The 15,920-nt window shown below is 56.0% G+C and carries 11 protein-coding genes; 6 read left to right on the top strand and 5 right to left on the bottom strand.

What is annotated here, in order from left to right; genetic code table 11:
- Positions 1-78 precede the first annotated feature (78 nt).
- Entirely contained in the window at positions 79-1,707 is a 1,629-nt protein-coding gene (locus L1A08_RS11215; protein ID WP_238756487.1) for a DUF1254 domain-containing protein, read from the bottom strand.
- A 322-nt stretch (positions 1,708-2,029) separates the two neighbouring features.
- On the opposite strand from L1A08_RS11215, the gene L1A08_RS11210 reads away from it, so the two are divergent.
- A complete protein-coding gene (locus tag L1A08_RS11210; protein ID WP_238756486.1) occupies positions 2,030-3,355 on the top strand; it encodes a right-handed parallel beta-helix repeat-containing protein in 1,326 nt (441 codons plus the stop codon).
- Positions 3,356-3,424: 69 nt separating this feature from the next.
- Here the strand turns inward: L1A08_RS11210 and L1A08_RS11205 are convergent, their stop codons facing one another.
- The 3 genes from L1A08_RS11205 to L1A08_RS11195 form a co-directional block, all read right to left on the bottom strand.
- Positions 3,425-4,993, bottom strand: a complete 1,569-nt coding sequence (locus L1A08_RS11205) for a BPL-N domain-containing protein (protein WP_238756485.1) — start codon at positions 4,991-4,993, stop codon at positions 3,425-3,427.
- Positions 4,994-5,004: 11 nt separating this feature from the next.
- Positions 5,005-5,433 carry a VOC family protein gene (locus L1A08_RS11200; protein ID WP_238756484.1) on the bottom strand — a complete coding sequence of 143 codons (429 nt, stop codon included), beginning with the start codon at positions 5,431-5,433 and terminating at the stop codon, positions 5,005-5,007.
- Between the two features lie 343 nt (positions 5,434-5,776).
- Entirely contained in the window at positions 5,777-5,983 is a 207-nt protein-coding gene (locus L1A08_RS11195; RefSeq protein WP_238756483.1) for a hypothetical protein, read from the bottom strand.
- 390 nt (positions 5,984-6,373) lie between these two features.
- Here L1A08_RS11195 and L1A08_RS11190 point away from each other — a divergent pair, with 390 nt between their 5' ends.
- From L1A08_RS11190 to L1A08_RS11175, 4 genes are all read left to right on the top strand, one after another.
- Entirely contained in the window at positions 6,374-7,783 is a 1,410-nt protein-coding gene (locus L1A08_RS11190; RefSeq protein ID WP_238756482.1) for an efflux RND transporter periplasmic adaptor subunit, read from the top strand.
- Positions 7,784-7,793: 10 nt separating this feature from the next.
- Positions 7,794-11,237 carry an efflux RND transporter permease subunit gene (locus L1A08_RS11185; RefSeq protein WP_390896875.1) on the top strand — a complete coding sequence of 1,148 codons (3,444 nt, stop codon included), beginning with the start codon at positions 7,794-7,796 and terminating at the stop codon, positions 11,235-11,237.
- A gap of 85 nt (positions 11,238-11,322) precedes the next feature.
- Positions 11,323-12,210 carry a hypothetical protein gene (locus tag L1A08_RS11180; RefSeq protein WP_238756480.1) on the top strand — a complete coding sequence of 296 codons (888 nt, stop codon included), beginning with the start codon at positions 11,323-11,325 and terminating at the stop codon, positions 12,208-12,210.
- Positions 12,211-12,852: 642 nt separating this feature from the next.
- A complete protein-coding gene (locus L1A08_RS11175) occupies positions 12,853-13,479 on the top strand; it encodes a hypothetical protein (RefSeq protein ID WP_238756479.1) in 627 nt (208 codons plus the stop codon).
- A 51-nt stretch (positions 13,480-13,530) separates the two neighbouring features.
- Here the strand turns inward: L1A08_RS11175 and L1A08_RS11170 are convergent, their stop codons facing one another.
- The gene (locus L1A08_RS11170; RefSeq protein WP_238756478.1) at positions 13,531-13,725 is read right to left on the bottom strand and encodes a hypothetical protein; all 195 of its coding nucleotides are present in this window, start codon (positions 13,723-13,725) and stop codon (positions 13,531-13,533) included.
- Between the two features lie 416 nt (positions 13,726-14,141).
- Between L1A08_RS11170 and L1A08_RS11165 the strand changes: the two genes are divergently transcribed.
- Positions 14,142-15,668: a tyrosine-type recombinase/integrase gene (locus L1A08_RS11165; protein ID WP_238756477.1), complete on the top strand. Its 1,527-nt coding sequence runs from the start codon at positions 14,142-14,144 to the stop codon at positions 15,666-15,668.
- Positions 15,669-15,920: the final 252 nt, after the last annotated feature.

The raw sequence follows: 15,920 nt of genomic DNA, 5'->3' as shown, positions 1-15,920 counted from the left end.
TCGATCTTCGAAGTTCCGCTTCGCGCGGATGTATCGGTTAGTTCGATCAAGAACTATGCGGCTAAGACGCAGACTTTCTTACCGTGTCTGCTCCACCGGTTCGATCTCGCTCGGTTGCCACGATTTGTCGAAGAACGCCGGTTTCGGGCTGTAGAAACGCAGAATCGTAAACCAGCCCCGCTTCGGATCCGTCTGAATCCAGTTGCCACGCTCGACCCCTTCAGGCTGTTCCGGACTGAAATAGACCGTGGTGCTGCCGTCTTCCGCGGCGACTGCGGCTGGCGAAGGAAAGCTCTGACTGCCAGCCCGCGGATATTTCTGGGGAGTCTGCAGCATCGAGCGGGTCTGATTATCGTAGAGCGTAAGTGACCAGAACGCCGCAGCCGGGATCCCTTTCGGAAGGGTGACCTGATACGTCTTTGCCCCATCAAAAGCTTTTCCGTCCCCATCGAGAAAGCTCATCAGATACTGAGATCCCACGCCGGGAATCCTCATGATCATTCCGGGAGAATCGAGCGTGTAGGCATAGTAGAACGCGGTCCGCGAATCGAGCGTTGTCGCTCCGGTGTTCGGGTAGGGTTTGAACATCCCGTTCTCATAAGCGGGCGGCGGAGTCTCAAAGAATGCTCCCCCCTCAAACAGCATATTGCCCCAATACGAGCCTTCGTAGTACGCCCACTCCGGCTTCAACGTCGGGAAATACCATTGCAGCGTGCGGCCGTAGGCCTGTCCCGCCGCGGCGGCGTCGGTCAGAATCTTCTTCATCCGGTCGTCCGGCTTGAATTCCGTGCCATGCTGGATTCCGATCGCCGACAGCTGCCCGGCGAGTTCTCTGTCGTAACTGGTTGCCGGTTCGTTCTGGACATTCTCGTTGATCATCTCGAAGAAACCGAAGTCGCTCGGCGGGATGGTATTGAAGGAACGTCCGGTGCCGTTGATGAACTTCGTTTCAGGAATCTTCGGTTCCCCGGCAAGTCGAACTTTCCCTTCAAGCGCCTCCGCGATCGGTGTGCCATAGCTTCCGGGAGCGTAGCGATAGATCTTCAGGTTGGCCTTGATGTTTTCGACGGCGGGCTTTGGATCGTTGCCGTTGTCGATGAAGGCCCGCAACGCATAAAGCACCGTATTCGTTCGCGAATGTGCGACGAAGTAGCCGCCCTGTGGGAGGGGACCGTCGTATTCAGGACCGACAATCAGATACTTGCCGCCGAGACCGCGATCAGGCCCGGGGCGGCCGATATCGATCACCCACTGGAACCACATATCATTGATCGCTCCCAATCCCCCCGAGGGCTGATTAATAACAACCGGTCCATTTGAAAGGTCGATCCATCCGAGATAGTAAATCGTGTCGGCGTTCGCAGTGAGGAAGAGCGAATTCGAATCCATCAGCTCTTCGAAGAGGATGATGTCGCCGCTTTCGGCTCCGACCTCTTGAAAGCCCTTCACGAGAGCGAGGGCAGAAGCTCCGCGAAAGCTGTTGTTGTAAACATCGAGCGCCCGCCCGAAATCAACAGCGTCGCGAACTGTCTGAGCCGTCTTCTCGCTCGGAACCCCTTTATCAAACTCGAGCTCCCCAATCCGGGTCTTGAGTTGTTCAGGAGCGGCAAGCGAGTCGACCGTCTCCTGAGAGACCTGCGCGAAAGCGACTGGTGACAGTGTCACGAACAACATATAAAAACAGGTCGCACGGGCAGCACATCTCATTCTGAACTCCTCTGACAATTCAGCCGTGGGTTGACGAAAGTATTTCTCAAAAGCGAGGGGCGAGCCCAGACATCAGAACGGAACCATGTTCGCCTGTCTACAATCATGCAGCGAGTCGCCGCAAGTTTTCATCATTCCTTCATATTGACCGATTGCGCGTTCTGGTGGCCAAAGTCGATTCCGGACAATGCCGATCTCCAATTGACGTCCTTTGCAGGAACGGAACAAACTGTGGGTTGAATGCGCACCAGCAGACGAACCAGTGAGGGGCCTTGCGGTAGCATCACACGAACGAACTTCACAGCTGGAAAGCCGTTGCTTAATGAAATCCACAACCGCTCTGATGCTTACACTCGTCGCCATCATCGCGCTGACAGGTCCGACATTCCCTTCAATGGCCCGTGCTGACGACAACGTCAATCAGTTCGCCGACCACACAGCGGCTCTGACGGCGGCACTGCAGAGCGGAAACCCAATCCGGCTCGACGGACTTCATCTCCGAGTCACACAGCCGATTGTTCTGGACTGGTCGCAGGTCGCGCTGGTCGACGTCGACGGGGGGCACCCGTCTCGCTCGTCAATCACCTTCGAAGGGGTCGCAGCGACGCACCTGCAGATGACCGGCATGCCCGTTTCGTTCAAGAACATCACCATTCATTGTTCAGGAACTGTTGAGGGTCCGTTCGCCGCCGTCCACCTGCGGCATTGCCACAACGCCCGACTTGAAAACGTCGTTATTCAGAATCCGGACAATTTCGGCATCTTGCTTTATGAATGCGACGGGGTCGAACTGAACCGGTGCCGGGTCGACAACTCAGAAGATCGTTATCAGGCGGACCAGGTGGGAACTGCCATTCAGTTGTCCGGTTGTTCTTCCACACGCGTGGTCGGCTGCCGGGCGCGGTTCTCCAATTTCACCTACAGCGTGATTGCCAAGGAATTCACCGACAACGCGGAGTCCTCTCCCGGCGAGCTGGTCATGCGGGACGTGAGCGAAACGGTCGGGAACGTCTTCCGTGACTGCACCGTCGACCGGTTCCGCGGCACGGCATTCAACGTCAACGGAGCGAACTTCACAGTGTTCGAGGGCTGCGTCGCCACGAATCAGCATCCCGGTTCGCCATTCGCGGCCTTTCAGGTCAAGCACCCGAACAATGGCCCGAGAACGAGCCACAACCGGTTTGAAAGTTGTTCGGCTCAGGATGTCTTCAGCGGCTTCTACGCCCAGGGCGGTTCGCGGAATTCGTTCAGTAGTTGCAGCACTCTCCGCACGCAGCGGTTCGGATTCAGGTTGAACTTTGCCGAAAACTGCCTCATCACAAATTGCATTGCCGACGAGTTCGCCATTCGCGACGAAGAAACGGTGAACGGCGGCTTTGTCATCCGCCAGTCGAACGGATGCATCATCGACAACTGCACCGCCACACCCCACACGGGCTGTCCCCCGACCACCGCACTCATTTCAATTGAACGCGACTCAAGCAACAATCTTATCGGCAACTTCTCAGCCTCTGGAAAGAGCCCCACGGGAATTCGCATCGACGCAAAGGCGCCGCGAAACCGCGTGTCGGAAGTGAGCCGCATCGGATTGGACACAGCCGCACAACCCGTCGTGGATGAATCCAAATCCACCATCTGGAGCCAATGAGGATCCGCCGCGACACGGCGTTCAGTCTCGATAATCCGACGGCTGAACCCTGCTTGAGAGCCGAGCGATCTAACGCGAATGCGGGAGCGAGAGCGATTGCTCAACACTCGTTCTGGCGACCGCTTTCACTGCAGTCGAGGCCATGGATTCAAGCCCTTCCGTGGCTTCCGGATGCGGACTGATGGAGATGACTTGCCCCTGACCGAAAGGGCCGCTCACGATTGCGGGGGTGTTAATCATCGTCCCCTCCTGTGGCGGATAAAGCACCTTCTCGGACCGAAAGAATGCCAGCACAGTGTACGGCTCCAGATCGGCAGAGTGCTTTGGCGAGACGATCGGCCCGTTGTGATACCGGACCTCGAGATGCTCGGGAAGATCCGAGAACAATCTCTGGCCTTCCTGGGTCAGCTGCATCTTCTGGGTGGTGGTTTGACCGCGGTACCACATCGATTTCGGGCCCCCCCCTTCGATAGTCCGTGTTCCGGTAAAGACCTGGGTGTCGATCAGATTGAGTGACCAGGAATAATGAGCCGAGCACAAGAATCCTCCCGCGCAGATCCCCACATAGCCACCGCCATCTCGCACGAACGATTGCACTGAGTCTGCGCCGTTGGGACCGATGGTCGCCGCCTGTCTGGACCCGCTGCCGCCGCCGAAAACGACGGCATCAATCTGAGACAACACATCCGGTCGGATCTCGTCGGCGCCCAGATGGACGACCGTGATCTCAGACGCTGCGTCGAATACATGCGTGAGATTGTCGACGCCTCGATCGGAAGCGCCGTCATCGTCGTAAAGAGCGACAAAGACGTGCCCGTCTCGCTCCGACGCCGGGGGAGTCAGGACATCAAAGCAGTCCTCGGTGATCATTCCCAACTGAGACAACGCGACGTTCATCATGACTCGATGTTGACGCGTTCTGACCGGCAACCGCTGATATTGATAAGTCGTCTCGAGAATCATGGCGTTTCGGCCGAGCACATCGATCACTGCACTCGCCAGTGACGTTTTCTTAGGGCCGCGATTTCGCAGTGTGAATCTCCGGTCAGGATCGACCACCGTGGAATTCGCGGCCATCTGCATTCGTTCAACCAGCGGACCAAAGCCCTGGGCTGGATCATAGATGATGCTTGAGCCGACCGATTTCGTCTTCCCGGGCCCTGGCTCGTGAGAGATATTGAACTCGTAACCTTCGTGCAGGTCGAAAAGCCAGTCCGGATTCTGCTCGACCACATAATCCCAGAGGACCTCGGCAATTTCACCGCGAGGTTCGTCAGCGATTTTCGGGCTCGGGAAATTGCGGTTTAAATCCTTCTGCTCGGGAGGCGCCTCGGGAAGATATCGAGTCTCCTGATCGAGTCCGAATCGATTGACACGCGGTATGACAATCAGCTTGCCGCAAACAATTGGCCAGTGGCGAATCTGCTCCGCTGCGCGAGCTCCGGCAGGTTCATTGCCGTGAACCCCGCCCGTGACAATCACAACCGGCCCCTCGACGCCCGTATCATGCACATAGACTGGCGTCTGCCACGGTTTGCCTTCTCCGAGGAGGAGCTGCAGTTTCTCCTGAGCAAAACAGCCGGTCGACACGCAGCACGACCAGGCGATGAAGACCAGCAGGGACATCGCATTCTTCATGATGGGCCGGTTCATTTCGCGAACAATTGTGCTTCGACATCGACGAACGCCTTGAATTCCCATGCGTTTCCACTCGGGTCTTCAAAGAACATCGTGTGCTGTTCGCCAGCCTGTCCCTCAAAGCGGACGTACGGTTCGATGATGAAATCGTCAACGAAGGTGCGAACACGGTCGGCCAGCTCCTTCCAATTGTCGACGTCGAGAATCACTCCGTAGTGAGGCACGGGCACGGCGTGCGAATCAACGGGATTGCAGTGGGTGACAACTTTTCCCTTCGACCCCAAAGCCGGGTTCAAGTGAGTGACTACCTGATGGCCGAACAGATCCCAGTCAATCCAGTGCGTATCGCTTCGCCCCTCCGCCAGTCCCATCTTGACGCCATAGAACTCGCGTGCCTCAGCAATGTCGCGAACGGGAATCGCGATGTGAAAGGGAGTCATCGTGTAAGCCTTTCGAGATCGGACGAACCGTTAGCCGTGGGACATCCACGATAACGGTATCCTATCGCATCGCCGGCAAGTGAACAAAGAGCAGGGCCCCTGGAGCTTCGAAGAACTTCTCACTTCCGCTTTCCTCCTCGGATCGCGTGGGCGCAGGTCACGAGCTTCAATTCGGTCTCCGTGATCAGCAGCGTTCCCCGTCTGAGGATGCGCGGGCTATTAGCGAAGATCAGGCCCAGAACAGGAAGTCCCATCTTGACCAGCGATCAGGCCGGCGCTATTCTTCCTAGCTGATGTGCTCACTGTTGTCGTCCGTTGAGAATTCATGCAAAGCTTCCTCTCACTATTCCTGATCCCTCTCCTGCTGGCGGCCCAGATCGTCGTGCCGGTTGAGCATTCCCATGCCGGAACAGGGGAGATCGAGCCGGGAAGTCACTCTCTGCGGCCGCATCGCCATTTGCATAATCACGGTCACGGCAGCCATTCTCATCATCACCACGAATCGCACGACTGTGATGAATGCCCGTCGGAAGAACCCAATTCGGATCATGATTCCGATGCGGTCTACTGCGATGATGTTCAGTTGGTAAGAGATTCGGCCGGAATCGATCTCGTCGGTTCAGTATTGATTCTCTGGACTCATTCTCCCGTCATGCTCGAAGCAGCTGCAACCGGCCGCTCGCATGTTTGCGGATTGCATTCTGCTCCGCCTCCGCGTGTGCTCTATCTGGAACTGCGCGCGATTCGCTGTTAATTCAGCTCGATCGGAGCCTGCTTAATCGCTCCGATTGTCTTTCCTGCTTTTACGGCCCCTGCATCATTTTCGTCTCGCGAAGTGCCACCCTGCGCGCTGATTCGTTCGAGCCGAAAGCAATTGCGGCCCGCCAATGAAATCCGCTGGTATCTGTATCTCCTATTACGCGCCCATAGAGGCTTTCCTATGAAATCATCTCGATTCACCGGCTCGATAGTCGGATTCCTCCTGATTGGTGCGGTTGCCGCAGGTGCTTTTTTTACCCGGGAGCAGTGGCTACCGCTGGTCCAGTCAGAAGCCGCTCCCATCGAAAGCGAAGTCGAGCCTTCTCCGGTCGAGGAACCAAAAGTCTTGAAGCTTTCCGCACAGGCCAGAAAGAACCTGAGCCTGATCGCAAAGCCGGTCGTCCCTCAGACATACTGGCGGAAGATTCAAGTCCCGGGAGAAGTTGTTGACCGCCCCGGACGGTCGGATCGCGGAGTGACGTCACCGGCGGTGGGAGTGATCTCGCAAGTCCACGCGTTTCCAGGAGAAACCGTTCGGCCCGGCGACAAATTGTTCACCGTTCAACTTTTCAGCGAGTACCTGCAGAACACTCAGAAAGAGCTGTTCAGCGCGTCCAAAGAAATTCAGCTTATCCAGGAGCAGCTCGATCGGCTGGGACCGTTGGCGGAATCTGGGGGAATCGCTGGAACGAAGATCATCGACCTCAACAACCAGCTCCGTCGACAGGAAGCGTTGATTCAATCGCATCGGCAGGATCTGCTGACGAGAGGATTGAGTCCCAGCCAGATCCAGAGCATCACCGAAGGAAAGTTCATTTCCACCGTTGAAGTGGTCGCGCCGCCGCCGTTCCAGGCATCGAAAGCGAGTTCGGAGATCCAGCAGACCGCTTTTCAGAGTGATTCCGGGAATCTATCGGGGATCGCCTACGAAGTGCAGGACCTGCGGGCCGAACTGGGGCAGCAGGTCCAGGCGGGTCAACTGCTGTCGACTCTTTCCGACCACAGTTCGCTTTATGTAGAAGGGCATGCGTTCAAGCGCGAAGCTCCCTATCTGGAGAACGCCGCTCAACTCGGCTGGAGCATCCACGTGGAGTTCGCGGAAGACGTGAAAGAACACTGGCCTCCGCTGCAGCAGGAATTTCAGATTCGCTACATCTCCAACGCGATTGATACCGAAAGTCGCACGTTTGATTTCTTCATCCCGCTCCAGAACCAGGCTCGGGCTTACCAGAAAGATGATGAAACCTTCGTGGTCTGGCGGTTTCGTCCCGGGCAGCGGGTCCGCCTGCATGTGCCGGTTGAAGAGTTAACGAACGTGATCGTTCTGCCCAGTGGAGCCGTCGTCCGGGAAGGTCCGGAAGCGTTTGTCTTTCAGCAGAATGGGAGTCTCTTCAATCGCATTCCGGTTCATGTCCTGCACGAGGACCGCGTGAACACGGTGATTGCCAACGACGGCAGCATCACGCCGGGACTGTTCTTCGCCCAGAGCAGTGCGGCTTCTCTCAATCGTATCCTGAAGTCTCAGGCCGCCAGTGGCATGCGTGCCGATGTCCACGTCCACGCCGATGGAACCGTTCACGCCGCTCACTGAGGAAACACACATGCTCAATGCGATTATTCGATTCTCACTGCACTATCGCATGCTGATTCTCGTCATCAGCATGGCCGTTCTCGTCTACGGCTCCTATCTGGCGACCCAGATGCCGATCGATGTCTTCCCCGACCTCGACAGGCCGCGAGTGATCATCATCACCGAATGTCCGGGACTCGCCACGGAAGAAGTTGAAACGCTGGTCACTCAGCCGATCGAGATCGCGCTGCTCGGTGCCAGCGGTGTTCAGGCCGTTCGCAGTCAGTCCACCGCAGGGCTGAATGTCATCTACATTGAGTTCGACTGGGAGACCAACATCCGAACCGCTCGGCAAACCGTACAGGAGCGGCTCGCCACCCTTGATGGAATCCTGCCCGAGGGAATCCTGCCTCAGATGACGCCACCGGCTTCGATCATGGGGCAGATTGTCGTCGCCGGGATCTATCGGCAGCAGGGTCCGAACGGCGGGGAACTTTACCCGATCACGGATTCCGATCTCATGGCGGAACGCGTTGATCCCGACCAGGAGATTAAACTCTGGCGGCCGAAGGTGAGAGAGGACGTTCAGACCTGGGAAGAGGTCGCAGTGGATTCAATCAGTTGGGACGTCGGAGTTCCCACGGATTCTGCAGCGGGTATCAACGACGTTGAACAGGCAACCGTTGTTGTCGACGGCAAGTCGCATCAGATCGACTTTCCCTCCGCAGAAGCTCGTCGTCTCTCGCTACGCACAATTTCCGACTGGGTCATTCGACCCCGAATTCTCAAAGTGACCGGGGTTGCCGAAGCGTTTATCCTCGGCGGCGACCGCAAACAGTATCAAGTCCGAATTGACCCAGCGGCGCTTCTGGAATACGGCATCACGCTGCAGGATGTCGAGCAGGCCCTGAAAGACAGCAACATTAACACCAGTGGCGGCTATGCCGTGACCGGGGAAACCGAACGCCCGATCCGTATTCTAGGACGCCTTGGACCTGAGCCATCTCGAGTTGTCGATGACCTGAGGCAGATTCCAATCAAGGTCAGTGACAAGCGAGCCATTCTGCTCAGTCAGGTCGCGAATGTGACCGAAGGAGCGGAGTTCAAGCGGGGCGATGGCAGCGTCAACGGGCGCCCCGGCGTTGTCTTTACGATCGTCAAACAGCCCCATGTCGATACACGCGGGTTGACCGATCGGCTCGAAGAAGCGTTCCAGCAGTCTGAAGATTCTCTCACGGCCGATATCGTCATCAATCCGGAACTGTTCCAGCTGCGCAATTTTATCGATCGCGGTATTTTCAACGTGGCGGAGGCGCTCGTCATCGGAGCGACGCTCGTCATTATCATTCTGTTTCTGTTCCTGCTGAACTTCCGGACGACCTTCATCACGCTGACGGCCATTCCTTTATCGCTGGTGATTACTACGCTCGTATTTCGAGCCATTGGATATCTATCCGGAACCGAGCTGTCGATCAACGTAATGACGCTCGGCGGGCTCGCCGTGGCGATGGGGGAACTCGTCGACGACGCCATTGTCGATGTCGAGAACATTTTCCGTCGACTGAAAGAGAACAACGCGCTGACTCAGCCTCGACCGGCGATTCAGGTCGTCTATGAAGCCAGTAAGGAAATTCGCAGCGCGATCGTTTTCGGCACCGCGGTGGTGATTCTCGTCTTCCTGCCGCTGTTCGCCCTCACCGGGGTGGAGGGTCGCCTTTTCACTCCGCTTGGGGTGGCCTACATCATCTCGATCCTGGCTTCATTGCTCGTTTCGCTGACGGTCACGCCCGTCCTGTCGTATTATCTGCTCCCTAAGTCTCCAGCCACTCATGCCGAAAAGGAGGGGATACTCCTGCGAGCCCTGAAATGGGCGGCGAGCTATCTGATTCGTTTGAGCATGGCGATCCCCGGCCCGCTGTTGCTCGCGACTTGGATTGTCGTTGCGATTGCCGGTTGGCAGATGTCACAACTGGGACGCAACTTCCTTCCCGACTTCGACGAGGGGAGCGTGCAGATCAATGTCACTCTTCCTCCCGGATCCTCGCTGGATGCATCGAACGCGTCCTCCGCACTGATCGATCAGAAACTGCGCGAGATGCAGAAGTCAGACAAGAATCCGGACGGTGCCATTTTGCACTTCGTGCGGAGAACGGGGCGAGCCGAGATGGATGAGCACGCCTCTCCCGTCAACGCGGGGGAGTACATCCTGAGCATGAATCCGGCCGCTCAACACGAGCGCGACGAGATCATCAAGGACCTCCTGGACGAACTGGGCGAAGAAGTACCAGGCGTCTCGATCGAAGTAGAGCAGCCGCTGGCTCACCTGATCAGCCACATGGTCTCGGGGGTCTACGCTCAAATTGCGATCAAGATTTTCGGTGACGACATCGATGTGCTGCAGCAACTGTCGGAAGAGGTGAGAGCGACCGTCCAGTCGATCGACGGGATTACTCCTCCTGTGATCGAGCCCATTCAGCAGACCGAAGAACTGCACATCCAGCTGAGAACCGACGATCTGGCATTCTACGGCGTGACACGAGCCTACGTGGCCAATGTATTGCAAACGGCCTTGCAGGGCGAAGTGGTTTCCCAGGTACTGGAAGGGCAACGGCGCTTCGACCTGCTGATCCGTCTGGAGGAAGATTATCGTACAGACTACGCCAATCTCGGCCGGCTGCGGATTGACTTGCCGGAGGAACGTGGTCAGATCGAATTGAGAGAAGTCGCCGAGATTGGGCCCGGGGCAGGTCCCAATGCCGTGAATCGAGAGAACGCCCGCCGACGTATGGTGATCCGCTGTAACACCCAGGATCGAGACCTGGCCAGTGCGGTTGCGGAGATCCAGCGACGTGTCGATCAGCGTGTTGAACTGCCTGAAGGTTACTTCATCGAATACGGCGGACAGTTTGAGAGTCAGCAGCGCGCGACGCGAACGATTGTCATTCTGGCCGGCGTTTCGGTCGTGGGAATGTTCGTGATTCTCCTGCTGCTCTTTCCTTCTGTTCGTGTCGTGCTACAGATCCTCAATGCTTTGCCGACAGCTTTCATTGGAGGCGTGCTGGCGCTGGTCATTACTCAACAGTCGTTGACCGTCGCCAGCCTCGTCGGATTTATTTCCCTTGGCGGAATCGCAGTGCGAAACGGCATCCTGCTGGTCACCCACTACTTCCATCTCATGAAAGAAGAAGGGGAGGACTTCACAAAAGACATGATCCTTCGCGGCAGCCTGGAGCGTCTGGCTCCAGTGCTGATGACCGCGCTCACTGCCGGAATTGGATTGCTGCCGCTGGTACTCGGCGGCAGAGAGCCAGGGCGGGAAATTCTTTATCCCGTCGCCACCGTGATTCTCGGCGGTCTGGTGACGTCCACCTTCTGCGAGTTCCTGATCCATCCCGGGTTGTTCTGGAAATTCAGCGGTCGGGATGCTCTGGCGCTCTCACAACGAGACGAAGAGGAAGAGGCCATCATCCACTAACTCAAAACGCTCATCGACCTCGACTCGAACCCATCGTCCGGTTCGTGAGAGGCGGGGTATCTTACCTTCAGAAAAGGTACTGAAAATGAAACTGATCACCTACACAACATCGTTGACATTGCTGCTCGGCACAATATGTTTCGTAGGCTGTGAAAAGCCGGCCACGAATCCCACGACCTCAAGCTCTGAAGAAGATCACGGCCATCCGCACGAGGAGGCAGAAGGCGGGCACAGTCACGGGGAAGGACCGCACGGCGGAACAGTCGCGGACTGGGGCGGGGGAACCTATCACGTGGAATTCACCGTCGATCATGACGAGAAGTCGGCTACGGTCTATGTGCTTGGGGAAGACCAGAAAACGCCGGTGCCGGTTGCCGCTGAGAGCGTTCTACTAAACATCAAGGATCCAGCGTTCCAGGTTACACTCGAACCGGCTCCATTGAATGGTGAGACGGACGGTAAAGCGTCTCGCTTCACGGGCAAACACGAGAGCCTCGGCATTGTGCGGGAATTTGCTGGCACGATCAGCGCCGAGGTCGAAGGAACTCCCTACGCCGGAAACTTCGCAGAAGAAGCCCACGGTCATGGGCACGGCCACTCCCACGGGGTCGACGACGCCCTTGTCTGGGAAGGTGAGCCTGAGACTCATGCCGGGATGACAATTCTGCTCGGTCATCACGGGCAACATCTGCACGCCGGTGAAGAAGTCGAACCCGCGGTCGCCATCACCCGTGACGGCCAGCCGGTTGCCGATGCGAAAGTCTTCAACGCCCTGATTAATGGGGAAGACAAGTCCGTGATCGCCGCTGAAGTCCCGACCGTTTACGAACCGGAGACCCCGGAAGAACCCGCCCACTACGCTCAAGGGGGACTGATGATTCCTGCTGGTGCCAAGAACGTCATGATTCGCTTTCGAATCGTCCCCGCCGGAGCGGAGCCGGTGACGTACGATGTTCCCATTGCCGTGGAATAGGACCGCCAGCACTAGATGCCAGGTCCCGCCACGAGACACTGACTACAGCTAACGCAGACTGTCTCCATTGTTCTACACGCACGTCCTGAACCGAGGTTGCGCGGTATCCGCAGTCCGGCCGACGGATTGAACCGTCAACCTGAGTAGCGCCAGGCAGGGACGGCCTATCACGCCGGAAAACGAGTGCCCCCGTGCCAACAGATTGATACGATGGAACTTACAGCATTTTGCTTCTGCAGGTTAAGAAATAGGTTTTCTGCCTACAGGTAATAGGTAAATACTCCCTGCGATGAACCCAGACCATGGCTTGTCGTTGAGAAATGACGTGAGGATCGCGTCGACGCGTTTTGCATGGCTGTGTTTCTCGAAACAATGCCTATTGTCGCAAGCATTCAGGCTCGATCGGCGAACTTGCTTAAGGGCCGTGGGGCGCGACATTCTGGCCGTGAAGATCGACGGGGCTATCATGGAGTGGCTCGCCAGATGGAACGTCGATTGTCGATCACGTACAGTCAGCGGACAATGAGGCAGAAACCGTCGGGTAACTGTCCCATGCACCGGAGCGGCGAAGGCTGACGGAATTGAAATGGACAATCTTGCGTCTCCGTCCGGCTCCGGCGGTCGTTATTTAGAAAAGACAAGATGGATCCTATGTCCATAAAACTCCAACTAGCATTCTCCTTCGTCCTGCTGTTGACTGCGGGAACTGTCCGTTGCGACGTCATCGCCGACGATGGACGATCTCTCAATCGTAGCGATGGGTTGCCCACCGGAGCCGATTCGCCGGAAGGCGCCGCTTGCGACATGATTCGTGCGCTGGTTCAGCGTGACTTTGAAATGTTTTCGGAATCACGCCCCGAAGGCGGTGGTGGCGGAGATACATCGAATGATATCGTCAACCATTACGTCTCATTCGTTAGAGACACCACGTTTCGCTATGATGGCAGCGTGGTGACTGCTCACGAGCTACTACAACATACACGTGTGACCATCCAGCAGGTTTCTTCAGCTGTCAAGATCGATTCTGATTTAATCAGGCCGTACTGGAACAAGGCGTTCGGTGCCCATAAACAACACAGCTATGTTGATGTCACCGTGTCCGACCAAGATGGCACTGAGTTTACGACACGCATGATTGTCGTCCGAACTCGAAAACAGAACCTCTGGAAAGCTTATCCAATCATACGCGCAATCGCGCCTCTTTATCAGAAGCTGGACAAACTTGTAACGGCGCATGATCGCCATACGGAGAGTCGGCCAGTCCGGTGAACTGGCGGTTCGGAACGCCGTAGACGGTGGCATCGTCGCAAATCATACTGCTCAGTCGGAATCACTTGCTCCCGTATCGTCTTTGGCACCAGCGGCCAGCTTGTTCGCTATCGCCACCAGTGCAAATGCAAGTACCAACGCAAGTGGGACGCTGAAATAGATCTGCAGACCCGATTTAGAGATCAGATAAGACGACAGCAGTCCAATGATTGCAAAAGCCGTAATGTTGTACTTGTGGAGCTTCATTGCCTGTTCCCTCGGTGTTGCATACCGGTGCTTCGGTCAGCTTAGTAGACCGAAGCTCAGATTTCAGCCGTGACAGACGATTTGAACCGAGCGAAGCTGAGTGCAGACAGTGTGACTTGCAGCAACGTTGGTCCGTCACCCTCTGGTAACTGGACGCCGGTTGAACTCTGTTTGACAGGCAACAAACGCTGTCATTCCAAGCAAAAAGCCCACCGCCGAAAACGGCGGTGGGCTTTGTCTAAAAGAGAGTCGGGATGACAGGATTTGAACCTGCGACTTCTTGACCCCCAGAACCCGCCCCGAATTCCTAAGTTACTATTTTTAATTGACTTACGTAGGCGCCGAGATACCATTTTCGTACCAAATGTCGACAAAAAGGTATCACCGAAGGTATCTCCGAATTGGGGGGAAATGGCATGCCGCGAAAATTCCAACTCACTTGGCAAGCCGGCTCAAACGGTCGAGATGGCCGTTGGAGGAAGAAATACAAAGGAAGGATCTACTATTTCAACAGCGGCCGCGGTAAGTACGATCAGGAGGCTTACAAGGCGGCAATCAAAGAATGGGAAGAGATCAAGTTTCGCGTTGACCGAGAGCAACCACGAAAGCACCTGCAAGATTTTGAACGGGCGATCGATGAGTGGGAGCAGGTTTTGGCCTGGTCCAATCGTCACGGCGATCAGCAGATGGCCGCTCGTGCGTACGAGAAACTTGATTCGCTTAAGACTCGCATCGCGGCTCCGGTCTTAAAGCCGCTCAAAAACGACGACTGGTTCGCTGATCAGTTCACGTTGCCGACAATTGAGATTGCAGACGATCAGTTACAACGGGCGAAGGACGACTTGGCTGCCGGGAACTTAAAATTCAAGTTCTCATCGCCGTTTCCATCTCAAGAACCAATCGACGTCGTTAACAGCTGGTACACCGATCCCTTACAAGTGAGCAAGGAAGTTTGGAGCGATCGACTCAAACAACAGCACAGGCGAACTGCCCTGGGCGACGACTCGCTTGAGTGTCAAAGTAATGCCTACTCCCGCCAAAAACAACAGCAGGCGGATTCAGGGCAACTGAGCGTTGGCCGTGCTTACTCAGTGCGTCTGCATCTTACTTACTTCCAGGACTGGGCCGGAAAAGATACTTCCGTGTCAGAAATTGACGGAAGTTTGCTGCTGAAGTACCAGAGCCATCTGCTCGACAACGTTTCCCAGAAAGGCTGGACGCGGACAACAGCGAATCATTATTTGAAAACCTTGAAGGCGTTCATGCGCTGGCTCTGGCAAACCGAGATAATCTCGACTCTACCGCGTGTGCTTGACGGTAAAGCTGGCCCATTGCGGATCAACGTCAATCCTCCAGCGGTCGTCGTATTCACTCTTGAAGAGATCTCAACTCTGCTCAACACTGCTACCGATCGGACGAAACTCTACATCCTTCTGATGCTCAATTGTGGGATGACACAGAAAGATATCTCGGATCTGCAGACGACTGAAGTGGACTGGATTGAAGGGCGGATTATTCGAAAGCGATCGAAGACTTCACAATTCGACAATGTCCCGAAAGTGAGTTATCTCCTGTGGAACGCAACGTTTCGGCTGCTGCAACAGGAACGATCGAAGAACGAAGAAGGGCGGGTACTCGTCAACGTGAATGGCGCACCGCTGTTGACCGAGACGCTGGAAGAGAACGGTAAACTCAAGAAGACCGACAACATCAAGAATGCGTTCGACCGACTCCGGAATCGCCTGGAGATTACCAAGCCCCTCAAGTCGTTTAAGAAAACCTCAGCAAGCCTGCTTCGGGACAGCGAACGGTTTCAAAGCTTGGAGGACTTGTTCCTTGGACACGCTCCCGAGAAACTTTCTGACAAGCATTACACGAAAGTCCCGACCAATCTGCTCGATACGGCCGTCTCATGGCTGGAAGAACAGTACGGACTTGTATGAACGACATTCTTCGCTTGTCGCCGCAAAAATCCCACTAGAAAAGGTACGAGCAGACCTTCGATGAAACGAATCCGCGCCGGCGACTCATGGCACTCCTGGCGATTGCACAATCAGCGGTAGATACCAGTCGTAGACGGACACAGGTCATCACACCAGCACGAGAAGGGTCGCAGATCGGAGTCTGAAAATGTGTATTCAAAGACACGATGCCCCGAGTCGCCAACGCATCCATGCGCGGCATCTTCGCATTCG

The sequence above is a fragment of the Rubinisphaera margarita genome (assembly GCF_022267515.1).
Taxonomy (GTDB): Bacteria; Planctomycetota; Planctomycetia; order Planctomycetales; family Planctomycetaceae; genus Rubinisphaera; species Rubinisphaera margarita.
Note: the sequence above shows the minus strand (reverse complement) of the source record. Positions and strands in the feature narration are given on the sequence as shown.